This is a genomic window from Oscillibacter sp. KLE 1745 (assembly GCF_000469445.2).
Taxonomy (GTDB): Bacteria; Bacillota; Clostridia; order Oscillospirales; family Oscillospiraceae; genus Oscillibacter; species Oscillibacter welbionis.
In genome coordinates this window covers 1-25,334 of sequence record NZ_KI271735.1, presented here as the reverse complement: position 1 = coordinate 25,334, position 25,334 = coordinate 1, and the positions used below count along the sequence as shown (strand labels likewise).

General features: G+C 54.9%; 22 protein-coding genes and 1 pseudogene. 14 read left to right on the top strand and 9 right to left on the bottom strand.

Going from position 1 to position 25,334, the window contains the following annotated elements:
* Positions 1–5 precede the first annotated feature (5 nt).
* The 6 genes from HMPREF1546_RS11340 (at position 6) to HMPREF1546_RS11315 (ending at position 6,377) form a co-directional block, all read left to right on the top strand.
* The gene (locus HMPREF1546_RS11340) at positions 6–1,760 is read left to right on the top strand and encodes an ABC transporter ATP-binding protein (RefSeq protein WP_021749552.1); all 1,755 of its coding nucleotides are present in this window, start codon (positions 6–8) and stop codon (positions 1,758–1,760) included.
* Positions 1,761–2,772: 1,012 nt separating this feature from the next.
* The gene (locus HMPREF1546_RS11335) at positions 2,773–2,964 is read left to right on the top strand and encodes a hypothetical protein (protein WP_021749550.1); all 192 of its coding nucleotides are present in this window, start codon (positions 2,773–2,775) and stop codon (positions 2,962–2,964) included.
* Between the two features lie 699 nt (positions 2,965–3,663).
* The gene (locus HMPREF1546_RS11330; RefSeq protein ID WP_021749547.1) at positions 3,664–4,509 is read left to right on the top strand and encodes a tyrosine-type recombinase/integrase; all 846 of its coding nucleotides are present in this window, start codon (positions 3,664–3,666) and stop codon (positions 4,507–4,509) included.
* 287 nt (positions 4,510–4,796) lie between these two features.
* A complete protein-coding gene (locus tag HMPREF1546_RS11325; protein WP_025544841.1) occupies positions 4,797–5,669 on the top strand; it encodes a site-specific integrase in 873 nt (290 codons plus the stop codon).
* Positions 5,635–6,105, top strand: a complete 471-nt coding sequence (locus tag HMPREF1546_RS11320; RefSeq protein WP_021749545.1) for a hypothetical protein — start codon at positions 5,635–5,637, stop codon at positions 6,103–6,105. The genes HMPREF1546_RS11325 and HMPREF1546_RS11320 overlap by 35 nt, the downstream gene beginning before the upstream one ends.
* A complete protein-coding gene (locus tag HMPREF1546_RS11315) occupies positions 6,102–6,377 on the top strand; it encodes an S-layer homology domain-containing protein (protein ID WP_198016070.1) in 276 nt (91 codons plus the stop codon). Before HMPREF1546_RS11320 ends, HMPREF1546_RS11315 begins: the two co-directional genes overlap by 4 nt.
* 578 nt (positions 6,378–6,955) lie before the next feature.
* On the opposite strand, the gene HMPREF1546_RS11310 is transcribed toward HMPREF1546_RS11315, so the two are convergent.
* From HMPREF1546_RS11310 to HMPREF1546_RS11295, 4 genes are read right to left on the bottom strand one after another with little or no spacing between them, the layout of a single operon-like run.
* Positions 6,956–8,110, bottom strand: a complete 1,155-nt coding sequence (locus tag HMPREF1546_RS11310) for a mandelate racemase/muconate lactonizing enzyme family protein (RefSeq protein WP_021749543.1) — start codon at positions 8,108–8,110, stop codon at positions 6,956–6,958.
* Between the two features lie 11 nt (positions 8,111–8,121).
* Positions 8,122–9,399, bottom strand: a complete 1,278-nt coding sequence (locus HMPREF1546_RS11305) for a TRAP transporter large permease (RefSeq protein ID WP_021749542.1) — start codon at positions 9,397–9,399, stop codon at positions 8,122–8,124.
* Positions 9,393–9,908 carry a TRAP transporter small permease gene (locus HMPREF1546_RS11300; RefSeq protein ID WP_021749541.1) on the bottom strand — a complete coding sequence of 172 codons (516 nt, stop codon included), beginning with the start codon at positions 9,906–9,908 and terminating at the stop codon, positions 9,393–9,395. Before HMPREF1546_RS11300 ends, HMPREF1546_RS11305 begins: the two co-directional genes overlap by 7 nt.
* A gap of 21 nt (positions 9,909–9,929) precedes the next feature.
* Positions 9,930–10,958 (bottom strand): TRAP transporter substrate-binding protein, encoded by a 1,029-nt coding sequence (locus HMPREF1546_RS11295; RefSeq protein WP_021749540.1) that lies wholly within the window; start codon positions 10,956–10,958, stop codon positions 9,930–9,932.
* 276 nt (positions 10,959–11,234) lie between these two features.
* Between HMPREF1546_RS11295 and HMPREF1546_RS11290 the strand changes: the two genes are divergently transcribed.
* Both HMPREF1546_RS11290 and HMPREF1546_RS11280 read left to right on the top strand, forming a co-directional pair.
* Complete coding sequence (locus HMPREF1546_RS11290; RefSeq protein ID WP_021749539.1) at positions 11,235–12,134, top strand: AraC family transcriptional regulator; 900 nt, start codon at positions 11,235–11,237, stop codon at positions 12,132–12,134.
* Positions 12,135–12,976: 842 nt separating this feature from the next.
* Positions 12,977–13,198 (top strand): hypothetical protein, encoded by a 222-nt coding sequence (locus HMPREF1546_RS11280; protein WP_036630504.1) that lies wholly within the window; start codon positions 12,977–12,979, stop codon positions 13,196–13,198.
* A 216-nt stretch (positions 13,199–13,414) separates the two neighbouring features.
* On the opposite strand, the gene HMPREF1546_RS11275 is transcribed toward HMPREF1546_RS11280, so the two are convergent.
* Genes HMPREF1546_RS11275 through HMPREF1546_RS11255 form a run of 5 tightly spaced genes read right to left on the bottom strand, consistent with a single transcriptional unit; the run spans position 13,415 to position 17,881 of the window.
* A complete protein-coding gene (locus tag HMPREF1546_RS11275; protein WP_021749536.1) occupies positions 13,415–14,623 on the bottom strand; it encodes a hypothetical protein in 1,209 nt (402 codons plus the stop codon).
* Positions 14,623–15,768, bottom strand: coding sequence for a hypothetical protein (locus HMPREF1546_RS11270; protein WP_021749535.1), 1,146 nt, complete (start codon positions 15,766–15,768; stop codon positions 14,623–14,625). Before HMPREF1546_RS11270 ends, HMPREF1546_RS11275 begins: the two co-directional genes overlap by 1 nt.
* Positions 15,765–16,616 carry an ABC transporter ATP-binding protein gene (locus HMPREF1546_RS11265; protein WP_021749534.1) on the bottom strand — a complete coding sequence of 284 codons (852 nt, stop codon included), beginning with the start codon at positions 16,614–16,616 and terminating at the stop codon, positions 15,765–15,767. The genes HMPREF1546_RS11270 and HMPREF1546_RS11265 overlap by 4 nt, the downstream gene beginning before the upstream one ends.
* Positions 16,603–17,352: a hypothetical protein gene (locus HMPREF1546_RS11260; protein WP_021749533.1), complete on the bottom strand. Its 750-nt coding sequence runs from the start codon at positions 17,350–17,352 to the stop codon at positions 16,603–16,605. Before HMPREF1546_RS11260 ends, HMPREF1546_RS11265 begins: the two co-directional genes overlap by 14 nt.
* Positions 17,345–17,881, bottom strand: coding sequence for an RNA polymerase sigma factor (locus tag HMPREF1546_RS11255; protein ID WP_021749532.1), 537 nt, complete (start codon positions 17,879–17,881; stop codon positions 17,345–17,347). The genes HMPREF1546_RS11260 and HMPREF1546_RS11255 overlap by 8 nt, the downstream gene beginning before the upstream one ends.
* Before the next feature lie 1,243 nt (positions 17,882–19,124).
* Here HMPREF1546_RS11255 and HMPREF1546_RS11250 point away from each other — a divergent pair.
* The 6 genes and pseudogenes from HMPREF1546_RS11250 to HMPREF1546_RS11225 all read left to right on the top strand — a co-directional run.
* A pseudogene (locus tag HMPREF1546_RS11250) lies at positions 19,125–19,487 on the top strand (transposase); the annotation flags it as partial.
* A gap of 873 nt (positions 19,488–20,360) precedes the next feature.
* Positions 20,361–21,137, top strand: coding sequence for a FadR/GntR family transcriptional regulator (locus HMPREF1546_RS11245; RefSeq protein ID WP_021749525.1), 777 nt, complete (start codon positions 20,361–20,363; stop codon positions 21,135–21,137).
* Positions 21,138–21,182: 45 nt separating this feature from the next.
* Positions 21,183–21,683 carry a TRAP transporter small permease gene (locus tag HMPREF1546_RS11240; protein WP_147629928.1) on the top strand — a complete coding sequence of 167 codons (501 nt, stop codon included), beginning with the start codon at positions 21,183–21,185 and terminating at the stop codon, positions 21,681–21,683.
* Positions 21,680–22,975, top strand: a complete 1,296-nt coding sequence (locus HMPREF1546_RS11235) for a TRAP transporter large permease (protein ID WP_021749523.1) — start codon at positions 21,680–21,682, stop codon at positions 22,973–22,975. The genes HMPREF1546_RS11240 and HMPREF1546_RS11235 overlap by 4 nt, the downstream gene beginning before the upstream one ends.
* Positions 22,976–23,050: 75 nt before the next feature.
* Positions 23,051–24,109, top strand: coding sequence for a TRAP transporter substrate-binding protein (locus HMPREF1546_RS11230; RefSeq protein ID WP_036630500.1), 1,059 nt, complete (start codon positions 23,051–23,053; stop codon positions 24,107–24,109).
* Positions 24,110–24,317: 208 nt separating this feature from the next.
* Positions 24,318–25,277, top strand: a complete 960-nt coding sequence (locus HMPREF1546_RS11225; RefSeq protein ID WP_036630498.1) for a 3-hydroxyacyl-CoA dehydrogenase family protein — start codon at positions 24,318–24,320, stop codon at positions 25,275–25,277.
* The last annotated feature ends 57 nt before the right edge of the window (positions 25,278–25,334 follow it).

Here is a 25,334-nt window from a genome sequence, read left to right as displayed (position 1 = left end):
AGAAGATGTTCGGCAAAAACTTTCAGCGGAAATACGCCCTCACCGACCAGGGCGTGAAAAACGCCAAAAAGGGCGCCTTCTGGACGGTCATTGTCAATCTGGTCGTCATGGGCGGCATGGGCATCCTGTACCTGTTGATGTACGGCCTGATGGGAACCCTGACGGACGGAGCGCCGCTGCCCGGCCCGGCGCTCTTTCTTGGGCTGGTAATCGCGTTCGTCATTCTGTCCTTTGTGACCCACCTGCAGCAGTACCACGCCACTTACGGCCTGGTCTACAACGAGGTCAAGTCCACCCGCCTCAGCCTGGCGGAGCGGCTGCGCAAGCTGCCCTTGGGCTACTTCGGCAAGCGGGATCTGGCGGACCTGACCGAGACCCTCATGGGCGATGTGAACCGCATGGAGCACGTCTGGTCCCATGTGCTGGGATATCTGTACGGCGCCTACATCTCCACGGCCATTATCGCGGTTTGCCTGCTGGTATATGACTGGCGGCTGACTATCGCCTGCCTGTGGGGGGTTCCGGTGGCCTTCGGCCTGCTGTTCGGCACCCGGAAGATCTCCGCCCGGGCCTCGGAGCGGACAAAACAGGCCGCAATCCGTGTCTCCGACGGCATCCAGGAGGCGTTGGAAAACGTCCGGGAGATCCGCGCCACCAACCAGGAGGTGCGCTATCTGGCCGGGCTCAACCAGAAGATCGACGACCATGAGAAGGTCACCATCCAGGGCGAGCTGGGCACCGGCATCTTTGTCAATGCGGCCAGCGTCATCATGCGCCTGGGGGTCGCCACCACCATCCTGGTGGGGGCCAGCCTGATCCTCTCCGGACAGATCGACTTCATGCTGCTGTTTTTGTTCCTGCTGGTCATCACCCGTGTGTACGCCCCCTTCGACCAGAGCTTGGCCCTCATTGCAGAGCTGTTCGTGTCCCAGGTGTCTGCCGACCGCATGAACGAAATCTATAACACCCCCACCGCCGAGGGAGTGGAGCGTTTCCAGCCCAAGGGCCACGACATTGTGTTCGACCATGTGGGCTTCGCCTACGACAAGAAGAAGGTACTGGACGGTGTGAACTTTACCGCCCGGGAGGGTGAAGTGACCGCTCTGGTGGGGCCCTCTGGCTCCGGCAAGAGCACCTGCGCCCGGCTGGCCGCCCGGCTGTGGGATGTTACGGAGGGCACCATCCGGGTAGGCGACGTGGACATCTCCACCGTGGACCCGGAGGCGCTGCTGACCGACTACTCCATGGTGTTCCAGGATGTGGTGCTCTTTGACGATACCGTGATGGAGAACATCCGCCTGGGCAAGCGGGGCGCCACCGACGAAGAGGTGCGGGCCGCGGCGGAGGCCGCCAACTGCGGGGAGTTCATCCGCCGCCTGCCCCAGGGCTATGACACCCCCATCGGGGAGAACGGGGCGAAGCTCTCCGGCGGGGAGCGGCAGCGCATCTCCATCGCCCGGGCGCTTTTGAAAAACGCCCCCATCGTCCTGCTGGACGAGGCCACCGCCAGCCTGGATGTGGAGAACGAAACCAAGGTGCAGGGAGCCCTCTCCCGCCTGCTGGCCGGCAAGACGGTGCTGGTCATCGCCCACCGGATGCGTACCGTGGCCGGGGCGGACCACATCGTGGTGCTGGAAAACGGCCATGTAGCCGAGCAGGGAACTCCGGCGGAGCTGATGGAGCGCGGCGGCCTCTACCGCCGCATGGTGGAGCTCCAGAGTGAGAGCGCCCGGTGGAAGCTGACCGGAACAGAGGCATAGAACAGAGATGATTTCAATTCAGCATTCCCAAAGGCAATTTCTTATGGAAGGGCCGCGTATTTTCAACGGAAAGCAGAGAGCGTCCGGAAGAGTAAACTTTTACAGAGGACCGTTTCCTGGCGAGAACATCAAATCAAGGCGCGTTCACTTCGCATGTGTCTCTGGATTCTATTGTTCGGAATCGTCAAAGGCACCTGATTCTGTATAAACGAGGCGGTTCACAGGCGCCGCCCCAAACGTCTGAATCTGTGAGAGGAAACAGGCCGACAGGAGGGAAGCTACGTCGAAGGGACCAGTTGCAAAAGCCGCGATGACCTGACGCTGTTCCTCAATGCACAACTGTGATCGTACTTGCCGTGCTACCGTCCGGCAGCTGCGAAGCGCTGTACGAATCGGACTTCTTGGTGTTCCGCATCGTCAGCCGGAGGAGCGCGGTCTCCGCACCACGGAGATAGCTGAGCTGATGACCAGGGCCGCCAGACGACGCGACGGCAGCCCGCGGTTCACCATCCGTCCGATCCGGCAGAAATTGGCGGGCACTCCGCCAAACAGCCGCAGAGCACCCGCGGGTAATGTCCCACGCGACTGCCTTTCGGCCGCTATGCGCCTTGCGGGAGGGGCAGAGTTCCTCTCCAGGCGGTCCGGGACCGGTTTTGGACCATCGTTCCGCCGTTGCAGAGGCGTGTCTATTTGGCCATCTGCCGCCCGCTTGGGCGTTTTTCAAAGGCCGAAGGGAAAAGCGGCAGCAGCCCTTGGGTATTCCCCTCCCACACCGGCGGACCGGTCTCCCTGTACAGCGTCCCGCACATGTTCCACGGGGTTCTGAAGCGGGCGGCTGTTGAAGGCGAGGTTCCACGACCTACGCCGCGCATTCGCCACTCTGATATTTCAGTGTGGGATTGACCTTGGACACCTAGTCCCACGCCACACCATCGGTCCCAAAAGAGGCGGAAAAAGCCATGGAAAAAGTCCCGGCAAATGGTTCTGAAACCAAAAACAGCAGGAGGCTCAGATGCAGAAAATGCTTCTGAGCCTCGTTTTTGCCCTGTATGGTTTGGGGTTCGGGACAGGCGGAAGTGCCTCCCGATCTGGTCCGAGCTTTTTGATGCCAAAAGCCGGGAAAACCAGCTTGATTGATCGCAAATCAGACAGTTTTGCGGTTGCGGAGGCGGACCTGTACAACGCCTTTCAGGTGATAAGCTGAGGCAGAATTCTCCATCCGATACACCGTGCTTTCCAAGTGTGTTTAGCCCCGAAATCGCCCACCCCCGGAGGTCGTGTCCACTCTACGGCGGCTTTTATCATTCCGGGGCAGGCTATGGGAAGCACAAGATCACAACGAAAGGAGGGGCGAACATCCTGCTAAATACCGGTTTTGGCGTCTTGCCGCTCTGCCCAGGTGACGCAGATCACTTCCTCCACAAAATTTCTATTCTTAAAACTATGGCGGACATCATAGCGGATGCCATACTGGCTTCAAACAGCAAACCGCAGTCTGTATAGGCCATATTTTCCTATACGGGCAGAGCAAAGCAGCCTCCGGTCGCACTGACACTCTGACCAGAAATGCGGCAGGCACACAGGGCAATCCGTCCCATCCAAACCCCTTACAAGTTGATTGGCTGCCGGATCAGAGAGGCAACCAGAATCCCAATTGCTCTATCAGCCGGGCCTTTTATGGGGAGCGGCAATATCTGAAATCTTTACGTTCATCGGCCGGCCATCTGCTTCAAAAAACACACAGCAAAAAACGCATAACGGACCGCCCGTTACAAGTTCATGTATACTACAGAAAACAAAAAATGAAACCAGACTTTGAACGGACTTTGGAGGGCTCTTAGTACTGCATAAGCTGCCTCCTGCAAGATAAAATAAAGAAAATTATTTGTAGGAGGTTATAGAAATGCCTGAGCGGACAATCGACCCGGCACAACTCGCGTCATATACGGCACATCTGCGGAGGGAGGAGCGGAGCCCCGGCACCATTGAAAAGTATCTCCGGGATATCAGGGCCTTTGCCGGCTGGCTGGACGACAGACCAGTTTCCAGGGAACTGGTTGCCGAATGGAGGGATCACCTGCTCTCTAAAGACTACGCCCCGGTGACCATTAATTCTATGCTGGCTGCACTTAACGGACTGTTTCATTTTCTGGGCTGGGACGAGTGCCGGGCAAAATTTTTGAAAGTCCAGCGCCGCCTGTTCCGCGACGCAGGCCGTGAACTGACCCGCCAGGAGTACGAGCGGTTGCTGGCCGCGGCAAGAGCGCGTGGGCAGGAGCGGCTGGCCCTGTTGATGGAGGCCATCTGCGCTACCGGTATCCGGGTGTCCGAGGTGCGGTATATCACCGTGGAGGCCGCCCAGCGGGGTCGGACCGAGATCTCCCTCAAGGGAAAAATTCGCACCATCCTGCTGCCGGGCAAGCTTTGCCGCAAACTGCTGAAATACGCCAGAAAACACAAAACCGTTTCAGGCGAGATTTTTCTCACCAGAAACGGAACCTCTCTGAGCCGCCGCCAGATTTGGACAGAGCTGAAACGGCTGTGCAAGTCCGCCGGAGTGGAATCTGCCAAGGTGTTTCCTCACAATCTGCGTCACTTGTTCGCCACCATTTTCTACCGGGCCTGCAAGGACATCGTGCGGCTGGCCGATGTGCTGGGCCACAGTTCCATTGAAACCACTCGTATCTACCTTGTGACCTCCGGAGCGGAGCACGCCCGGCAACTGGAACGTCTGGGGCTGGTTTCGTAGGTCAAAATCAACATTTTGTCACAAAAAATTTCAACGGCCCCCATTTTTCTTACATAAATTGCTTTTATTATAGCACGGTTTGAAAGGAACCGCAAGGGACTCCCCCCCAATTGGGACGCACAAAATCAGGCCGGGAAAAAGGATTTTTCTCGGCCCTCTTTTCTCTGCCCCAACGAGGTCTGGAGCGTGTTTTAGAAGCGGATTCTCTCCTGAAATCATGCGCTCCAGGTCTTACTTTGCCCGCGGACGTATTCAAAATGTTGATTTCGTTGATAGGGGGAGGAGCAATGCAGAGAACAGGCGCGGTGTGTCAAAAGGCGGCAGCACCGCTGAAAGCAATCGGTGTAACGGTAAGTGAAGAGAGCATCCGGGCCTATTTGGAGGATCTGAATCACCGAGGGCGCCGGGAAGAGACCGTGCGGTTTTACGCCGCAAAACTGAAGACATTCTACGACTATCTGCCGCCTGACAAGCAAATCGTCCTGAATACTCTGGAGACATGGCGGCAGGCTCTGCTGGCAGAGGGATATGCCCCGGCCACAGTGAACACAAACATCTCCGCCGCTAACGGCCTGCTGGACTACTTGGGCCGCCGGGATCTGCAGCTGACCGGACAGCTGGAGACGGAAACGGCACCCCAGTCGGAACTGACCCGAACGGAATATCTGCGGCTGCTGTCTGCTGCCCGGGCGCTGGAAAAGGAGCGAACATATCTTTTGGTGAAAGCAATTGCCCTGACAGGAGCCCACGTCGGAGAACTGCCTCAGATCACTGTGGAGGCCGTGCAGAGTGGACGCACACCGGCTGTCTCCGGCGGTGAGCAGCGGCGTGTCCAGTTGCCAAGGTGTCTGCAGGCAGAGCTGCTATCCTATTGCCGCCGGCAGGGGCTGACGGCAGGGCCGGTGTTCGTCACCAGAAGCAGGCGGCCCCTGCGGCGGACACAGGTGACGGGGGACATCCAGAGTCTGTCTGGTGCGGCCCGTGTAGCGCCGGAGAAGTGCAATCCCCGGTGCTTGCGAAAGCTGTATCTGGTCACCCAGGCAGAGATCGACCGCGGCGTGCGGCTGCTGGCGGAACAGGCTTACGACCGTCTGCTGGACACGGAGCAGCTGGCCGTCGGTTGGGATGAGCTGCCAGAACAGAAAAAAGCGGCCCAATAGGACCAGCGGATCCCGCGCCATCACCGCCGAGACAGGCCAAGTCGGCTCCATCACCCCCTCCGGGCGCGCCAACATCAGCCGGGGCGGCGACCGGGCCTTCCACATTATGGCCGGCGACGGTTACCGGATTTTTAATGTGCTGGTAGATGGCGAGAGCGTAGGCGCTATCAGTCACTATACCTTTGAGAACGTGCGGGCCAACCACACCATCAAGGTGGTATTTAAGGCCACTCAGCCGATCGCCGATCCTGATAACACCGACGTGTCCAGCTGGTTGAATACCAGAGACCATACGGTTTATCTCGACGGATTCACAGGCGGCTCTTTCGCCCCCGGCCGGCAGATGACCCGGGGCCAGGCGGCGCAGATGTTCTACAACCTACTATTGGAAAAGAACGTGTCTGTCACCGATACGTTGCACAGATGTTCCAGATGATATGTGGCGCGCCTCTGCTGTTATCCCTGGGCATCATACAGGGCTACTCCGACGGCACATTTCAGCCCAATCGGGATATCACCCAGGCCCAATTCGCAGTGATCGCCATACGGTTTGCCAACGAGACGCCCGGTGGAACCAGCCTCTTCTCCGACGCGAACGAGGATGACTGGTTTTGTACCCAAGTGACCAGCGCCGCCCAGTACGGCTGGATCGGCGGATTTTCCGATGGTACGTTCCGGCCATATATTCTATCACCCGGGCACAGGTAACTGCCATCGTTAACCGAATGTTGGGCCGCAGCGCCGACACAGCGTATATGGACCGCCATACTGATGAACTGCGGCGGTTCTCCGATGTGGAAGGGACCCATTGGGCCTACTTATGGAGGCCACCAACGCTCACAGTTATGATATGGACAACGGCACAGAGGAATGGACTGGCCTCCTGTAAGCCAATGAGGCGGGAGGGAGCTTTCAATGTCATTAAATTCCGCTCCCTGCAGGACGCGCGGAGCATTTGGCTTGCCGGCAGCAGCCAAGCGCTGAGAGGCCCACGCCTACTTTGGACGGCCGGCGCCGAAGTGTGGTGGAATGAAATACGGACTTGTTTGCTATCGGAATTGCGATGCTGTGCAAAAAATTCAGAGGCCAAAATTGCGGAAGTGGAGCAGCATACGAGTCCCAATCCGTTTGGCGGAGTGAGTCCCCGTGTACTCTCTTTTGGGTGTAGGCTGCCTTTGACTTTCAAAGAAAGCTTGGGCCCGGTTTCTGGATGTTGCAAGGAGCAAAGAAGATAGAGGCGTTGTTGTTTGCACGATGTGCAAACAACAACGCCTCTATCCGAAAAGTTAAAAGACCTGTGTTTGATAAATGGTGTGACGAGTTACCGTCTCCATATTCAGCTCCAGACCGAAGCCCGGGCGATCCGGAATTTCATAAGTGCCCTGTTTAAAGGGATATGGCTCCAAAATGAGATCCTCTCGGAAAGCACTGGGGTTGATGTCATATTCAAGCATGTAATGCTTACGCACAGTTGCCATTAAATGCATATTTGCAGTCATACAAATAATGGACGACCAGGAATGTGGAGCAAACACCCGCTCGTTCAGATCAATTAGATTCATGATGCGGCGCATGCCGGTAGGCCCCCCCACACGACAAACGTTTGGTTGCACGAAGTAAACGCCGGAACGCATCAGCTCTTGAAAACCGCGAATAGAAGATTCATTTTCTGAGCCAGCTAAGGGAATGCGGGTCTGCTGGGACAGAGCCTGATAAGAATAAGGGTGGTCAAGCTGGAACGGTTCCTCAATAAACGTAATTCCTAATTCCTCTAGGTAAGGGAGGTACTTATATGCAAGCGGTAGGTCCCAGGTGCAGTTGGCATCCACAATTAGATCCACATCTTCCCCCAGAGAATCTCGGGCATACTGCACACGGGCGAGATCCTGTTGCAACGTCAACGTGGGCTTGCCTACTTTCATTTTATAGCCCCGAAATCCCTTTTCTTTGGTATAGGCCATTTCTGATTCCATTCCCAGCATCCCATCTGGATTTTCCCCAGGAAGTCCGTAGTACATGCCGCCGCTACTATATGCGGGAATCAAATTGTGATGCCCTCCCCACAAACGATAGCAAGGAAGGCCAGCAACCTTACCTGCAATATCCCATAGGGCAATATCAATACCGCTGATGGCATGCATGTGAATCCCTACGCGGCTGTGCTGAATGTGCATGTAATACATATCATCCCAGATGGCCTGGATGTCTAAGGGGTTTTTCCCGATTAGGCTGGGCCCAAGTTCTTTTTCCAATACAGAGACCACACTGGAGGGGGGCCCGCCTGGATAGTCTGACTCCCCGATACCCACGATCCCCTCATCTGTCATAATTCGTACCAAGATACAGAAGCGTTTGTTGTAAATCTGATTGGCGCTGGCGGAGGACATCCAGAAGTCCTGCTGATATTCCATGCAATTAATAGATAGCCCTGTAATCTTCATAAGTCCTCCTTTTACATAATGATAGATAGAGGGACCAGAACAATCTGCGGGAAGATGGAAAGCGCAATAATTACGGCCACCTCAACCATCATAAAGGGGAATGCCCCTCGAACCGCCTCAACAATCGAAATCCTGGAGATGCCGCTGCCGACATAAAGCACAGTGCCGACAGGAGGCGTGATGAGGCCAAAGGTCATGGTAATAATAGACAGAATGCCGAAATACTCCAGGTTGACCCCTGCAGCATTCACTAAGGGGATCATCACAGGTACCAGGATCATGATAATGGGGACGATATCCAGAACCATGCCAAAGAGAATAAACAGCAACTGGCAGCAGAGAACCAGAAGAACAGGATGGGCAACAAGGCCGTGGAAATAAGAAACGAGTTCGCTGGAGAGATTGCTGGCGGTGATAATCCAGGAAACTGTCAGTGATCCGCCCACAATAAAGAGCACTTTGCCAGTGGAGCGGACGGTGTCCAGAAGGACGGCAGGAAGATCTTTCCAAGAAAATCCTTTATAGATAAACATGCCCACTACCAGCGCGTACGCACAGGCAATTGCACCGGCTTCTGTAGGGGTAAAAATACCGCCGCGCAGCCCGAAAATGATAAAGATGGGCAGCAGCAGGGCCGGAATAGCTTGCCAAAAAATGTGCCATTTTTCCGAAGAGGAAAGAGTAGAGGGCTCGGCTTTCAGACCATCCTTCCGGGCAGTAAAGAACCAGGTAATCATCAGTGCACAGCCAATGATAACGCCCGGGACAAGGCCACCCATGAACATCCGACTGATGGATGCTCCACTTACGACACCAAACAAGATAAAGCCAATGCTGGGCGGAATGATGTTGGCAATGATTCCAGATGAAATGACGATACCAGTAGCACGGCTCTTCCCGTACCCGCGTTCACTCATCATGGGGATCAGAACGCCGCCTAGGGCAGCTGTATCCGCAATGGCACTACCACTTAAGCCGGCAAAAATCATACTGGAAATAATAGCCACATAGCCCAGGCCGCCGCAAAAGCGTCCAACCCAGATAGAAACCACGTCCACAATCCGGCGGGTAATGCCACCTTTATTCATCAATTCACCCGCTAGCATAAAGAAAGGGACGGCTAGAAGAGAAAAGCTATTTATGCCGCCAACGAATTGCTGAACAATCAGCTGGGAAGAAAACAGGTCTTGAGATGCCATCAGTACAATCGCGCTGATGACCAAGGAGAATGCTACAGGAACCCCTAGAAGGAGCGGCACAAATAGAGTGACTAAAAATAAAATTAGCATTCAGCAGAGCCCCCTTCTTTGGAGTGGTCCTTTTCCAGATTTAGCCCCAGATCAGACAATAGCTGCAACAGCAGGTACAGGATGCTTATGGCGCTGGAAAACAATAGCAGTCCATAGGGAAGCCAGGAGGGCAGCCCAATGGCCGGAGTTCGGTTCTCCCAGTTAAGGACCACCATTTGATAGCTCCCGAACGTCATAACATACATGATGACTAACATCATGATGTCCGCAAAAATGTTCATCAAGCGGCGGACAGGTTTGGGAGCAACATTGGTAAGAAGATCCACGGCGAAGTGGTCGCGCTGGTGTGTGACCTCAAGAACGCCCAAAATAATCACCGCCATCATAGCATAGCGTGCGCCTTCCTCGGACCAGGCAAATCCGGTTCCCAAAATATAGCGGGTAACAACGTTTAAAAACACAAAGAAAAACATGAGAACCAAGGACAGCACCGCAATCCATGCTGTAATGCGGTCAATCCATTTGAATATAGCTCGAATAAAATTCATCTTTTATCCTCTCGCATTCACCTACTGAATGGCTTGGATGGCGTTAATAACTTCCTCCACTTCGGGAGCAGTTTCATACATGTTATCATACATAGGAGCCGTGGCCTCCACCATCTCCTGGCGGAACGAATCGGAGGGTTCGTAAACCTCAATGCCACCTTCGCTGGACATATAATCCAAATCCTCCTGGGCCTGTGTTTGAGCCGTGTCCCAAATTTGAGCGCAGGTCTCATCAATGACTTCGTCCAGAATGTTCTGCAGTTCACTATCCAGAGAATTATAAAAGTCGTTGTTTACGCACAGGAAGAGACTCGTAAACACATGATTGGAGACCAGCAAATAGTCCTGAATTTCATACCAGCCCTGAGAGCGAATGGTGGAGGGCGGGTTTTCCTGACCATCAATGACCCCCTGCTCCAATGCGGAGAAAACCTCTGTCATGGACATAGGAGTCACAGCAAAGCCTAGATAATTACCGATTTCAACCATGATCTCCAAATTGGGCATCCGCATTTTCAGGCCATGCATATCGGCAAGGCTTTCTACCTTTTTGTTCATGGTCATAACCCGAAATCCATCAGGTACAATCCCGTTAACTGTAAATCCAAGAGAGGCCACATCGCCAATCAATTGATATCCATAATCCCCTTCATACAGAGCAGCACGGGCCTGATCATAGTCCGTAAATAAAAACGGGAGCTGGAACGCTGCGACAGAAGGAATTCGGTCCTGAAAAATGGTACCGACAACTCCCATCTCATAGGTATTATTTCGGAGTCCTTCATAGATTTGCTCTTCGGTTGCGAGGGTGGAATTGGGATAGATATCCACAGTGAGACGTCCGTTGGAACGGCTCTCCAATTCGGGCTTAAAGAAATTTTGAAGGGTATCGGTTAAGGGGTGTCCTTCCACATAGCAGTGGGGAAGCTTGATCGTAATTGTGTCCCCAGAGCTTTGGCCGGAAGAAGAGGTGCTCCCACTCGCCTCTCCACAAGCTACCAATGTGAGCGCCATAGCTACCGCCGACAAGAGAGCAAATATGCGTTTCATTTTATTTCCTCCATTCCCAAATGTTGTCAAAAGCCCCCTTATTTTGGCAAAAACGTCAACAATATTATATATTTTGGGGGCTTTTGCCGTTAATTCCACTATAGCAGGACAATAGCCACATGGTCAATCACAGACTTGGTCATAAAATACACATTTTCGGACATATTCCAACAGGTAACGCTTGAACGAAAAAGGCGAAGATGGTATAATTATAACAATCACACATAAAAACTCACTGCAGCTATTGTGCTTGATGTCTATATTGTAGGTGATGATATGAACCAAGAGATCAGTCGTTCTATTTTGAATAGTCATCAGCCCATGAACCGACAAATTATCAAAATTGAAGATCCCTATATGAAGCTGGATGTATACTGGATTTTTTTCCGTGCAGGGGGAAGGGATATTCTTCTCTCAAAGAAAAATAAGCATACCTTCTATGAGCTGCAACTTATGTTGGATGGATTCATTTGCCAGACTGTGGAAAAAGAAAATAAAATTTTCACAACAACCATAGAAGCCGGGAATTTTATGATTATTCCTCCGAACCACTATCATCAAGTTACTGAGGCCTCTGATAGTGGCACCCGTTTCAGTGTTGCATTTCAGATCGAAAGTCAGGACACCTATATACTGGCTGCGATAGAGCAAATCAAGAAAATTTTAGTGTTTCCTTTTCCGGAAGCCGCTTCTTCATATATCCAGCTGATGAGAGAGGTCTTCAAAAAAACTTCTCCATGGGCCTCAAAGGAGGTTTCCAACCTTCTCCAGTGTCTATTGTTGCAACTGTTTATCGCTGTTTTGCCTGATGATGTCCGGGGAATCCAGAGGGATGTAAAGCCAGACAGTGCAGCCGGAATGATGTTGGAGATCCAAAAATATATTGAAGAACATATCAGTGAAGGGATCTCTGTTTCAAAAGTCGCAAGCCATTTTGGCAGAAGCTCTCGGCAGCTGAATCGGATTTGCAACAGTCAAAGAGGCATGCCTCTAAACCGTATTATTGGGGAAGAAAAATTAAAATATATTAAAGATTTGATTGGAACTTCGGCACTTTCCTTCACCGAAATTGCCGAACTTTGTGGCTTTTCTAATGAGTATGCTCTAAACCGCTTTTTTAAATACGCAGAGGGCTACACCTTAGGACAATATCGAAAGTTGGCAATGCTTTCATGATATGCTAGAGAGAGGAGTCAACTTTTTTGATAGCAACTTCTTCGCTTAAAGCCTACTAATGACAGGTAAAAAATAGCTCTTTTTTCTGCTTGTAAAGCTTTACGTGCGGCAAATCGCTCAGAGGTAGACTCAGACCTTTTTGCATGAATCGGGCTGCTGGGGAGACTATTGCGAGCGAAGATATTCAGGAGCGAACTCTCATTTCCAGAGAGGTCTAAGCGACGAAGGACGTAACAGGAGAAAGAACCGGCGCGTTTGCTGCGCCGGTTCGTTCACAACTGTCCGCAGCGCAGGCTGTTGCGGGAGTTTTTCAGGTGGCCGAAAGTGGGAGGGGGGTAAAACAGAGGAGGGGGCTCATCTTTGGAGTCAATTTTCCAGAATGCCTAGAGGCACAGGCAAAAAGCAGGCGTCACCCCGGGGATATGCACGGCTTTCTGCAGCTTTGTCTCATGGTTCTGGCGGAAGCCGGAACTTCAAAAAGTCCGGGTGGAGCTGGAGCGGGCCTACAGAGATATCAAAGAATACTTGCATCTGCCAGAGCGAGAAACCCTGTTGCAACTGGCAAATCTGGAGAACGGACTGGGAGGGGGAATCTCTCTAACATCCTTCATCGCCGGGTTCCATCTGGGTACGGGGATCGCCGGGGAGTATTGCTTTAGAGACGGGGCAGAAAGGCGGGCTGCAAGGAAAATGAAAATAGAACGCATCCACATCAAAGATTGATATGCTATACAAAGAGAAAGAGCTGTCGCCGGCAGCTCTTTCCTGACCATCTGATAACTATGGCCGTAGGCCCTGGCTATTTTTCCGTGGCATTTGTCGTTGCAAAGGAGGCGGATGCCGTGGCAAAGAAACGGGCCGATGGAGAGGGCAACATCAGAAAAAGAAAAGACAGGAGGCCCGGAGGCGAAAATACCGCGTCCGGGCCTCGTTTTTATCCCGTATGGGGCACAGTTTGGGTCAACTGCAAATTTTGCAAAATCGCGCAATTTCTCCAGAAACCTTTGGAGGCAAAAGGTGAAGAAAAACCGTCTGATTTTGCGAGAAATCAGACGGTTTTGTGATTATGGAGCCGGACTTGAAGCAACGACCTCCGGGTTATGAGCTGCTATCGGTTTGTCTGTCCACTGCAGTTTAATGCTTTCAGGGCGTTTTTAGACCCCAAACGGGCCAAGACTCGAAGGCTGCTGTGCTCCACTCCGCGCTATTTCATCGTTCCGGGTCACAATCCGGATCATACTTGTAGAGATAAAATTTAAGAGAAAATAAAATTTCCTTTATCATAGTTCCCTCTTTCGCTGCCGCCGGCAGGCCAGGGCACACAGGCCAAGTCCCAAAGCCAGCAGGACTGCAGCGGCCACTGCCTCCGCACCCTTGGGCACCCAGGGGCCGTAGCCGTCCCAGAGGGGGCGGAACGTGAAGGGCCGATCCAGAAGCCAGGAGCCCAGCACGGCCCCCACCGCCACGAACAGGGGAACGGCCTTCAGCAGCATGGCGATGTAGTTGCCGCTGTACTGGGAGAGAAAAGCCGTCAGCCCGGCGGCCCCCAGGGACAGGGCCAAAATCAGCCCCGCCAGCACCAGCAGATAGGTGCCGTAGGTCCAGTCGAACCAGGGAGTGCCCCACTCCCAGATGCCGTCCAGGCCGCAGGCGGCAAATTGCAGGGGCCCCTGGGCCAGGAACGGAATGACATAGACTGTTATATTCACCACCGCCAGCACCAGCGCAGAGAGCAGGGCAGCTCCCATCTGGACGTTCAAAACGGGCCGCCCCCGCCGGGAGGCCCACTGCATGGGCCGGGTGTTCCGCAGCCGGTCCCGCACCAGGGTGGGGGAGAGCAGGAGCACGATGCTGAGTATGCACCATACCGCCAGATCCTTGCCGTACTCCTGAGTAGAGTATTTCACAGAGGACGGCAGCAGGGAATGGATCATATCCGAGCTTGCCAGCTCCGCCTCCCGCCGGACCATGGCCTCCGGCTGGGCCAATTGCTGTCGGTTGGAGACAATCAGAGCGCGGTGCTCCTCCTGGGTATCATAGGTCTCCAGAGTATCCGCCAGCGCCTCGATCCGGTACCAGTTGGTGCCGCCGTACACCCGGTAGAGCAGGGCCTCCACATCCATATCTGCCTGTCCATCAGTGTTGCGTATGCCGTTCAGGTAGTCCCCTCGAAAGGAGAAAAAAGATTTATAGTCCGTCAGCCCCGCTGCCGCAGCTTCCGGGATGGCGGTGATCTGTGTGTCAAAGGCCGTGATCTCCTCTGCCATCTGCTCGTCCAGTTCTGCCCGCTCTTCCGGTTCCAGGGTGGGGCCATACCGCTCCACCCAGTCGGAGGCCAGATCGAACTGGGCCTCCGACTGGGGACCGTTGCAAAAGTGCTCGATATAGAACTGTGGGAACATCCAGTAGTATACCGCCCCCAGCAGCAGGATGGCCGCCAGGATGCCGGGCCGCCAGATCTTCCGCAGCTCCCATTTCAAAAGTTCCATCAGGACACGTCCTTTCTGTCAAACCAACCGAGAGCCAACAGGACTACGCCGCCCAAAAGCAGCAGGTTCAGCCCGCTTGCGATGGTCTCCTGCCAGGGGAGGACGGCGTTCAGTCCCAGCTCCGTGAACCAGGCGCTGCAGGAGAGCCAGACCGTTACCGGCTGGAAACAGGCAATCAAATAGGCCGCCCACCAGCCCAGCTCCCCCAGAACGGAGACCAGTCCCAGTCCGCCGAAGCACACCAGGCACAGCGCCAAGGCCGCCAGATAGGGGCTTCGCACCAGCGTGCCGCACACCGACGCCAGCAGGGAGAATACCGCCGTCAGCACCGCGCCCAGGGCTAGGGCAGCGGCCAGGTACTGACCCACCGTGAAGTCCCCCCAGGTGAGGAAGGGCCGGACCACCAGCATGTCCGAGAAATAGTTGAACTGGCTGGACACGCTGGCATTCCAGATTCCGCTGTAGTCGTACAGCAGGAAGTAGGGCACCAGGGTGCAGAACGCCAGCAGGCCGTACAGCGCCGCCGACGCCTGGAGAGCCGCCAGGACCTTCACCCGCCGTAGTTTCCGTCCCGTTCGGGAGGCGCAGGCCAGGCCCTCTGCGCGGTGCATCCCCTCGTAGCCCAGCAGATACAGCGTCCCCAGCATGGCCAGAATGGCGCTCTCACAGAGAATGGCCCGGAACAGCGCGCCGAAGAGGAACTGGTGGCTGCCGTAGGTGGCCGGGCCGGCGTACAAATCCAGCGCCGCGTCAGTCTGGGCCAGGTGCTCCACCCGGCTCGCCAGCAGATCATATTTCCAGGTCATCCAGGTAACTGCCAGAGGGGATTTCTCCACCACACCGGCATAGAAATCCGAGAGTTCCCCGGTGTCATACGTCTCGAAAATGTCCTCCATCCCGGTGACAGATTGACGCAGCAAATCCCGGTTCTCTGTGGCGGGTATAGCGTCCAGCCCGGCAAGAAAGTCTTCATCAACCCGCTGGCCCAAGGCCTTTGCCGTTTGGGAAGTCTCGTTGAAGAACGCCCGGTCATAGGGGGAGAGCGTGGCGATCAGCAGCCCGTTAAAGGCCAGACACAGGGCCAGGAAGGCCCACAGGGCGGGCAGGCGGAAGAGCTTCCGCCACTCATAGACCGCCAGATTCATGTCTGTTCCTCCCGGTAGATGGCGAGAAACGCATCCTCCAACCCCGGCGTTACCGGCGTTCCATTGACAGGGGGCGTCTCGCAGAGCACCCGGAGCACCGGGCCATCCGCCCCCTGTCCTTCGCTGAGCAGGAACTGTCCCGGGGCCAGGGGCATCCCGGCAGGAAGCTGGAATACCCTGCCCTGGAACCGGGCGCAGATGCGGGCAGGGCTGTCGCAGCAGTAGAGGCGGTGATCCTTGAACATGACGATTTGCCCGGCGATGGTCTCAATGTCTGAGACGATGTGGGTGGAGAGAATCACGATCCGATCCTCAGCCAGCGTGTGGATCAAATTGCGGAACCGCACCCGCTCCCGGGGGTCCAGCCCAGCGGTGGGCTCGTCCAGGATCAGCAGCTTCGGGTCGTTCAGCATGGCTACGGCGATGCCCACCCGCTGGAGCATCCCGCCGGAGAACTTCTTCATTTTTTTGTCCGCAGCATCCCCAAGTCCCACTGTCTCCAGCAGGTGGTCAATGCGGCCGTCCGCCTCCCGCTTCGGGATGCACTGGAGGGCGGCGGCATACCGGAGGAATTGCCGGGGCGTGTAGCTGGGATAGTACCCGAACTGCTGGGGGAGATACCCCAGCAGGCCCCGGTATTCCGCCCCCAAGGCCCGGATGTCTTCTCCCTCCCACAGGATCTGTCCCTTGGTGGGGAACAGCAGGGTGGTGAGCATCTTGATGAGGGTGGTCTTGCCCGCCCCGTTGGGTGCCAGCAGACCGTAGACGCCGGGAGTGAAGGTCAGGGAAATGTCCTCCAAAGCGGTGAACTTCCCATAGGTTTTCGTGACGTGCTCAACGGAGAGCATAGGAGACGCCTCCTTCCATCGGGCGCCGGCAGAAGCAGCGCAGTTCCAAAAGGTACAGAGTAATCCCGGCCGCGGCCAGCAGGCAGAACACTACGGTGGGGATGGCCGTCAGCCACTCCGCCGTCCGGGGCCAGATCAGGGGAATCAGGCCCATCAGAACCCAGCCGGTCGGCGCCGCCAGCCACCCGGCAGGTCCCCGCAGCCGCTGGCACAGCAGGGAGAGAGCGCCATACAGAAACAGGCTGGCCAGAGACAGTGCCAGCATCCAGCCCAGGGGCATCTCCTGCCCGGTGAAGGTCCACAACAGCATATTTGCCGGGACACACACCAGTACGGACACCCCGCCGAAGCACAGCATCTGCAGGGCCGCCACCATCCGGGCGGAGACCTGGAAGGTCCAGGTCCACTCCCAAATGCCGGTCTGCAGGTTCTTCCAGGCAGTCAGCAGGGAGAGGGCGGCATAGAGCAGGGGAGAAAACAGGAACAGGGCCGGTGCCAAAGAGCCGGTGGAACCGGCCACAAAAAGCGCCGACAGCAGGCACAGGGCCCAGATCAGCAGGGACAAGGCCAAACAGTCCCCAACGCCAAACAGCAGCGCGCGGGGGCCGATGCGCTGCAAAACCTCCCGCAGCTCCCGGCCAAAGGCGACCCGGCGGGGCAGACCTGCATCCAGAATCCGGGCAATGGCCCGCTGTTTTTCCGCCTCTGTGGGCATGGAAATTTTTTGATTATCCATCTGCTCCAAACTCCTTTCGCAGCCGCCCGATCAGGCGGTAGTATCTGGATTTCACTGCCGCTTCCGGCTCTCCCATGGCGGCAGCGATCTCCGGGAAGGTCTTTTCCCCGTAGATCCGCAGGCGGAACACCGCCTGCTCCCCGGGGTCCAGGCCGGAGACATAGCCTTCGATGGTCTCCAGCAGGGCCCGGTCATGGACGCGGGCCACAAAGTCCTCTGCTGCAGGGAGCTCCATTTCCTGAATAGGAATAGAGACCGGCCGGGCCTTCCGGCGGGTGTCGATGACCTTGTTGGCGGCGATGCGGTACAGCCAGGTGCGGAAGGACGCCCGCTCCGCCCGGTAGCCGGGCAATGCCCGCAGGACTGCGATGAAGACGGACTGGGTCAGGTCCATGGCGTCCTCCTTGCTGCCGGTCTGACGGTAGACGAAGCGGTAGATTTCGTCATAGTAGGTCTGGATCAGCTGCTCCGCCGCCTCCCGGGAGTTTCGCCGCTGGATAGCCCTGATCCATGTCTGTTCCCGCTCCATCGCCTCACCGCCTTTCACAGGTATATTCGTGTTTCAGAGTACCATCGTTTCAGGGGAATAAAAAGAATTTTTACAGGATTTGGGGCGGACGATCCCAAAAGCCCCCCGCCTTTCGGCAGGGAAAGCATCGTCCCCGGCTATAGCCGGGGGCAGTTCCATGCGGAAGCCCGGACCCACTTTGCGCGGCCGGAGGGGCAGAAGAGCAGAACGAAGACAGCACTCCTCTGTTTGGCCATGCGGGCCGCTGTGCGGGGTGAATGGGGCTGAGGTGGTATCCTTTGCCCGCCAAAGCAACCTTGCAACCCTTGCCGGCACCGTGTGACGCAAGTCATTGGCGGCTGTTGGAACACGTTTTCCCCCAGAATTGAGGGCGAACCTATCGATTGAGAGTATAGCAGGAGAACAAACCGGTGCTTTTGCTGCGCCGGTTCGTTCACGACTGTCCGCAGTGCGGGCAGTTGCGGGATTTTGAAAGGGTGTTGTTCTGGATATGAAATAGAGGAGATGACGTCTTTTGTGCGGGAATCGTCTGTCTCCTTAGTGCCGCAAAGAACAACTGGGGTGTTCCAGAATTATTTAGGCACGAATGGTTCCTCGGAAATTGCGGCACTGAAAGCAATAAAATGCCGAAATATTTTTGCGAAATTTCCGTTTGTTTTCTTTCTGTCACTCTCTAAAACTACTGTTTCTATGTGCTCCCTACCGCACTGTGGCTAAAATGTGGTCAAAAACGACTTCCCTCTGCACCGAGGATGCTGCGCCAGTACTGGGAAAAGACATTCTTCTAATTGTTAGTCATCCGCAAGGCAGCTCCGGGCAGGAAAGGAAGGGAGCCGTTTCTACCTGAGTCAGTTCAAGATTTGCAGGGCTGTAAGCAATATCGGTTCATCCTTTTGAGCGGTCATGCCGTCCTGAGAATGCTTGGGTGTCTTGTATAAGATTATTACAAAAACAAACGCAAAGGCATAGACTTTCACTTGACGCTACCACAATATAATTGTCGGGTAAAGTACGCCAGCCAGACGTTCTTCATTCGTTCTCAAGTTTCAGCCACAATGGGGCATAATCGGGTATCGCTTTTGACGCTTGGGCTTCTCACGTCCGCATGTAAGACTGTTCCCCATTCGTCATTGCAGCGTTCGGCTGAGCAGGTTGGGCTTGCTGCCTGTGTCGCGGAGTAGCTTGAATCGGCACGGAGAGAAGGACGGTCTCCGATTACAAATAAAGTGCGGGAGGAATTTAAATGAACTCCGTTGGCATCGATGTTCCCAAAAGAAAGAGCATGATTGCCGTTATGCGTCCCTCTGGAGAAGAGGGGGTCTCTCCCATTGAGAACCAACATACAGACGGCGAACTATCACTGCTCCGTGGGCTGCCCCGTGAGACCTGTGTTGTAATGGAGTCCACGGGTAATTATCATTTACCAGTAGCCTGGCTGCTGAATGCCTCCGGATTCTATGTTTCGGTAGTCAGCGCAGCGCTGGCGCATGACTACGGGAACAATTTGCGCCGCGCCAAGACCGACAAGAAGGAGGCCATAAAACTGGCAAACGACGGTCTTGACCACTGGCTTACTTTGCCGAGATATATTCCGGAAAAAGATACTTGATTGATCTCCACAAATCAGTCTCTGCCTCAATCCAGCGCCGACAGAAACTCCAGGCGAAGCGCATCACCTTGGGCCATAAACCGGATAACCACGAGGGTAAGCAGATGCAGGGCGGGATGGTCATGGACGGTGTGCATTCATCACTACCGCTAAGAAACACCAACCCCTACGGCTTTTGGTCGGGGGCTTTTTCTTCGGGAAACGGCGCCGGCACCTGTGCAGGTTTACCCCCTTTCATTTTACCGGACCATCCCTTATATTCGGACCAGTCTAAAAACAGTGCCTCAGCGCCTCCTTTCCTATGATCCCTCGTCAACTATGGAGGCAGGGCCCATGACGGGTGACTTCTTTCCCCCGTGCAGCACCACTGAATCAGCGGTGCTGCAATTTCTTTTTTCGTGGGATTCGGCATACGTTCCCAGCTGTCAGACCTGGTCCTCCTCCCCGGCGCAGGCCCGCGAATCATGTGCTTTTTTGTTGTCCGTTTATACTGATTTTTGGGCTTTTAGTGAGATTTACTCCGCTGGCTGCGGCGGCGGTTCCTCCAGACGGATATCATTTTTTTACTTCCGGACTGTCCGTTTCTGTCTTTGCATAGCGTTCAAATTTTGAATTTTTGCTCTTACTGCAGACATGGCAATCCTGCTTTAAAGTTGGTTGAATTTTTAACTAATTTTGGAAAATGTATCGAAATTCATTAATTTTAACCAAAAATGGCAAGTTGTCTAGTAGTGTACGTGTCAAATTATATATAAATGCAGTCAGAAGTTTTTGGATCCTGTCAATTGTTTTTCTGATAGGCTGAGGTATAAAATGCACTTGTGAACAACAAATAACCATCGTCCATTAGGAGATGTCTAACAAGTATCTATGGGTATTGTCAAAATCAAAAAAGCAAATATCGGTGATCAAGTTTTCACACAATTGAAGGATCAAATTATCAACGGCGAATGGCGTCCTGGTGACCGGATCCCCTCTGAGGCTCAGTTGATACAGCTTTTCGGCGTCAGCCGGGGAACGGTCCGGCAGGCCGTTCAGAAGCTGGCGGGGGAAGGTCTGATCGTTACCCGTCACGGCGAAGGCTCCTTCGTTCAGGGCACCGGGCTGAATAACTATTTCCAGACTGTCGCCCCTATCTTTTCTATCTCTGAAGACGAGATGGAGAAAATTTTTGAGTTCCGTCAGATGTTTGAGAGCGGGGTGGCGGAGGTAGCCGCCACAAAGGCCACAGAAGCGCAGATCTATCGCATGGAGCAAAATTATGAACGGATGCAGGAAGAGGTTCCCACGCTGAGCAAATATGTCCATACAGACCTGGGCTTCCACATGCTGGTCTGTGAGTGTACCCAGAATCCCCTGGCTGTCCAGATCCTTCGTTCCTATGAAGAGCTTTTGGGCCCCTCTATTCTCCATATGACGGAGGTCATCGGCGCGGGCAACGGTCTGAAATACCATCAGCTGCTACTGGAGGCGATCCGCGCCCACGATCCGGTTCAGGCCAGGACCGTGATGCACCGCCACCTGGAGGACAATATACAGCGTTTCCGGGCCATGCATACCCAGGGAACTGAACCAAGAAATGTGGCTGGATCCCGGCCATTGGAGATGAGCGATACGGAGGTGAACAATCGCCACGATATCTTCTGAGTGATCGAGAGAGAACAGAAATTCGAAAAAAGTGGAGGGTGAAAGGTGAAGGTTCTAAAAAAACTTGCGATGAATTTTGAGGCATACCTGTGTGCCATTGCCATCGCCGTCATGTCGGTGGTGGTGTTTGTTCAGGTCGTGTTCCGGTTCATCGTCAAATCGTCTCTGCCCTGGTCCGAGGAGTTGTCTCGGTACCTGCAGGTGTATATCACATTCTTTGGCACAGCTTATGGCATCCAGACTGGCGCCCATCTGGGCATCGAAGCGTTTACGCATCTGCTGCCTAAGGGTGGCCGCAAGGTGCTGGCCATCCTCGTACAGATCGTCAGTATGCTGGTCTGCACCCTGATTTTGAAGCTAGGCGTTGATATCGTTATGTCGCAGATGGCTTCCGGCCAGGTATCCCCCGCCATGCGGATTCCTATGTGGGTGATCTACGGAGCCATTCCGATGGGTATGGCGTTCTGTGTGATCCGCTATATCGTAGAGATCTATCATTCCGTCAAGAACTTCAACAAGCCGGAAGATAGGGAGGTGCTGGAATGACAGCTGCGTTGTTTATCACCTTTGCCATCACGGCTATTATGGGTTTCCCCATTTGGATCGTGCTGGTGCTGTCCTGCTTTGCCGGCATCTTCTTGGGCGGCTCTGCCACCCCAATGCTGGTTATCGCCCAGCGGATGTTTACCTCCGTGGATTCCTTCCCGCTGCTGGCCATTCCTCTGTTCATGGTAGCCGGCAACCTGATGGAGGGCGGCGGCATCTCCCGGCGCCTGATCAATTTCTGCAACTCCCTGCTGGGCGGCTTCACCGGTGGCCTGGCCATGGTAGCCGTGCTGACCTGTATGCTGTTCGCAGCCATCTCCGGCTCCGGTCCCGCCACTGTGGCAGCCATCGGTGGTATCATGATTCCTGAGATGGAAAAGGCCGGCTATCCCAAGGCATTCTCCGCTGCTTTGCTCTCTGTGGCCGGTGGCATCGGTGTTATCATCCCGCCGTCGCTGCCCATGGTCAACTACGCTGTGGCCGCCGGCGGTAGCGTGTCCATCTCCAACCTGTTTGCCGCTGGCTTCGGCCCCGGCATCCTGGTCGACTTGGTTCTGATGGTTATCTGCTATTTCTCTTCTAAGAAATACGGCTACGGCCAGAAGAACAGAGTTCCCTTCTCCCTGCACAATGTGGGCAGGAGCTTTGTGAATGCCATCTGGGCCCTTATCATGCCTGTCATCGTGTTGGGTGGCATCTACGGTGGCATCTTTACCCCGACCGAAGCCGCTGCCGTGGCCGCGATCTACGGCTTCATCGTGGGTACATTCGTCTATCAGGACCTGAAGCTGAAGGATCTGCCCCAGCTGCTGATGAACTCCGGCAAGGGCACCGCCATGGTTATGATTATCGTGGGCGCCGCCTCCAGCTTTGGCTGGATCCTGACATCCGCCCGGATCCCGGATGTCATCGCCTCCTTCATGGTGAGCCTGACCAGCAGCAAAATTGGCATCCTTCTGGTAATCAACATCTTCCTGCTGATCGTTGGCTGCCTGATGGACGTGACTGCCGCCATCATCATCCTGACTCCCATCTTCCTGCCGATTATCGGCCAGTTTGGCATCGATCCCATTCACTTCGGCATCATCATGACCGTGAACCTGGCCATCGGCCAGTCCACGCCGCCGCTGGGCGTCAACCTGTTTGTCTCCTGCGGTATCGCGAAGATCTCCATCGAAGAGAACGCAAGAGCCATGGTCAAGTTCCTGATCGCAAATATCATCGCTTTGCTCCTGATTACCTATATCGAGCCCATTTCCCTGACTATCCCCAAACTGATGGGCCTGATGTAATCCAAACCATTTCTGTTGTTATGATGCTGGTAGGAGCTCCACCTGCACATAAAAATTACTGAGGAGGATATGAAAATGAAGAAAAGATTTTTAGCGCTGTCTCTAGCTCTGGCGATGTGCCTGGCTATGCTGACTGGCTGCGGCGGCGGGAATGACGCCGCTACGGATGATGGCGGCTCCACGGATGACGCCGCCCCCGGCACTCCCGAGGTGACCTGGGTTGCCTCCTGCGCCAATGCTGACGATCACCCCGCCGTCCAGGGCGTGCACAAGTTCGCTGAACTGGTGGAGGAAAAGAGCGGCGGTCGCATGCATATCGACGTGTTTGCCAACGCCCAACTGGCCAGCGACCGTGACTGTATTGAGGGCATGCAGATGAACACCATCCAGTCTGGTATCATGGTCTCTTCGGCCCTGGCTGGCTTTACCGATGAGCTGCTGGTCTTTGACCTGCCCTTCCTGTTCGAGAACAGTGCCCAGGGCCAAGCCGTGTGCGACAGCGATGTGGGCCAGCAGATCCTGGGAACCCTGGAGGACATCGGCATCAAAGGCCTGGGCTGGATGGAGTACGGCATGCGCAACATCACCAACAGTGTCCGTCCCATCGAGAAGCCCGAGGACTTGCAGGGCATCAAGATCCGCACCATGGAGAACCCTATCCACATGGCCGCCTTCCAAGTCATGGGTGCTGATCCCACTCCTATGGCCTTTGGTGAGCTGTTCACCGCTCTGCAGCAGGGCACCATCGACGCCCAGGAGAACCCCCTGTCCGTCATCACCTCCAGCCGCTTCAATGAGGTGCAGGATTACCTGAGCATGACCGAGCACGTCTACTCCGCGGCTCCTCTGATGGTCAGCAAGGCCGCCTATGATGCCCTGCCTGACGACCTGAAGGCCATCGTGGATGAGGCCGGTGTTGAAGCCTGCCAATGGGAGCGTGAGTATCTGGCTGAAGTGGAGGTCCAGTGGCTGGACGAGTTGGAGACCGCCGGCACCCAGATCAACTATCCTGACAAGGCTCCCTTCGTGGACGCTATGAGCAGCGTATACAATCAGTTCGTGGGTGACGGCGACGACATGGTCTCTCCCGAACTGCTGGAACAGGTCCGTGAGATCATCAGCCAGGTGGAATAAGAACGTCTCATACGACATGTAGCTGCAATTTTTTAAAACAACACATTCTGGACTTGAATCTGTAGAATATCCTGTCCTGAGGCTACCTTTCATATAGCGGTATCGACAAGGGGAAGCCTTTTTGCTGACAACGGCAGAAAGGCTTCCCCCGATTCTTCCGCTAGGATGCCTCGGGATGGGAGCGGAAAATTCGGAAGGAGATTTGATCATGGAGCAGAAGCATATTGTGCTGGCCGGCGCCGGTATGATGGGTGCTTCTCTGTCCCAGGTCTATGCGCAGGCCGGATATCAGGTAAGCCTGTGGAATGGGTCAGAATCCGGTTTGGAGCGGGCAAAGAACCTGATCGCCCTGAACCAGGAGACTCTCCGCAAAGAGGGCATGGTGACAGCGGAGCAGTCTGAAGAATTACAGAAACGGATCACATACACCACCTCCAAGGTCTGCATGGAGGACTGCGATCTGATGGTGGAAGCCATCATCGAAAACATGGATGCCAAGCACAAGTTCTGGGAAGATGCTAGTCGCATCGCTCCGGAGGATGCCCTGCTGGCCACCAATACCAGTGGACTGCTAATCACCGAAGTAGCCAAGTCGGTCTACCATCCCGAGCGGTTCATGGGCCAGCACTGGCTGAATCCCCCCCATCTGCTGCCCCTGTGTGAGATCATCCGCGGGGAAAAGACAGAGGAAGCCTACCTTCAGCAGATGTACGAACTGGTAAAGGGACTCGGCAAAAAGCCGGTCATCGTCAAGAAGGACGTGAACGGCTTCATTTTGAACCGTCTCCAGTACGCCGTCCTGCGGGAAGCGCTCTACCTGGTGGAAAATGATGTGGCCTCCTTTGAGGACATCGATACCGTCTTTACCGCCGGTCTGGGTCTGCGATACGCCGCTGTGGGCCCCTTTCGAGTGTGCGATTTCGGTGGCTTAGATACCTTCAACCGCGTCAACAAATATCTCAACACCAGCCTGTGCGACAACAAGGAGGGCGATCCTCTGCTGGACAAGATCGTGTCTGAGGGCCGCTACGGCGTGAAGTCCGGTGCGGGCTTCTATGACTACTCCGGTGACAAGGCAGATGCCGCCGTCCGGTATCGGGATAAACTCTATATCGACCTGGCAAAGGTACTGTATTACCGGGATGACAAAGAAACGCTTCCCCAGTGAAAAAGGAGATGGCACAAATGGAACGCAGTGAAAAAATTTTGCAGGGTCTAGGGAACC

Bases quoted from the DNA above. Each gene is read 5' to 3' on its own strand.
- HMPREF1546_RS11340 (WP_021749552.1), top strand. From the start codon at position 6: ATGTTCGGCAAAAACTTTCAGCGGAAATACGCCCTCACCGACCAGGGC.
- HMPREF1546_RS11335 (WP_021749550.1), top strand. From the start codon at position 2,773: ATGCAGAAAATGCTTCTGAGCCTCGTTTTTGCCCTGTATGGTTTGGGG.
- HMPREF1546_RS11330 (WP_021749547.1), top strand. From the start codon at position 3,664: ATGCCTGAGCGGACAATCGACCCGGCACAACTCGCGTCATATACGGCA.
- HMPREF1546_RS11325 (WP_025544841.1), top strand. From the start codon at position 4,797: ATGCAGAGAACAGGCGCGGTGTGTCAAAAGGCGGCAGCACCGCTGAAA.
- HMPREF1546_RS11320 (WP_021749545.1), top strand. From the start codon at position 5,635: ATGAGCTGCCAGAACAGAAAAAAGCGGCCCAATAGGACCAGCGGATCC.
- HMPREF1546_RS11315 (WP_198016070.1), top strand. From the start codon at position 6,102: ATGATATGTGGCGCGCCTCTGCTGTTATCCCTGGGCATCATACAGGGC.
- HMPREF1546_RS11310 (WP_021749543.1), bottom strand. From the start codon at position 8,110: ATGAAGATTACAGGGCTATCTATTAATTGCATGGAATATCAGCAGGAC.
- HMPREF1546_RS11305 (WP_021749542.1), bottom strand. From the start codon at position 9,399: ATGCTAATTTTATTTTTAGTCACTCTATTTGTGCCGCTCCTTCTAGGG.
- HMPREF1546_RS11300 (WP_021749541.1), bottom strand. From the start codon at position 9,908: ATGAATTTTATTCGAGCTATATTCAAATGGATTGACCGCATTACAGCA.
- HMPREF1546_RS11295 (WP_021749540.1), bottom strand. From the start codon at position 10,958: ATGAAACGCATATTTGCTCTCTTGTCGGCGGTAGCTATGGCGCTCACA.
- HMPREF1546_RS11290 (WP_021749539.1), top strand. From the start codon at position 11,235: ATGAACCAAGAGATCAGTCGTTCTATTTTGAATAGTCATCAGCCCATG.
- HMPREF1546_RS11275 (WP_021749536.1), bottom strand. From the start codon at position 14,623: ATGGAACTTTTGAAATGGGAGCTGCGGAAGATCTGGCGGCCCGGCATC.
- HMPREF1546_RS11270 (WP_021749535.1), bottom strand. From the start codon at position 15,768: ATGAATCTGGCGGTCTATGAGTGGCGGAAGCTCTTCCGCCTGCCCGCC.
- HMPREF1546_RS11265 (WP_021749534.1), bottom strand. From the start codon at position 16,616: ATGCTCTCCGTTGAGCACGTCACGAAAACCTATGGGAAGTTCACCGCT.
- HMPREF1546_RS11260 (WP_021749533.1), bottom strand. From the start codon at position 17,352: ATGGATAATCAAAAAATTTCCATGCCCACAGAGGCGGAAAAACAGCGG.
- HMPREF1546_RS11255 (WP_021749532.1), bottom strand. From the start codon at position 17,881: ATGGAGCGGGAACAGACATGGATCAGGGCTATCCAGCGGCGAAACTCC.
- HMPREF1546_RS11245 (WP_021749525.1), top strand. From the start codon at position 20,361: ATGGGTATTGTCAAAATCAAAAAAGCAAATATCGGTGATCAAGTTTTC.
- HMPREF1546_RS11235 (WP_021749523.1), top strand. From the start codon at position 21,680: ATGACAGCTGCGTTGTTTATCACCTTTGCCATCACGGCTATTATGGGT.
- HMPREF1546_RS11230 (WP_036630500.1), top strand. From the start codon at position 23,051: ATGAAGAAAAGATTTTTAGCGCTGTCTCTAGCTCTGGCGATGTGCCTG.
- HMPREF1546_RS11225 (WP_036630498.1), top strand. From the start codon at position 24,318: ATGGAGCAGAAGCATATTGTGCTGGCCGGCGCCGGTATGATGGGTGCT.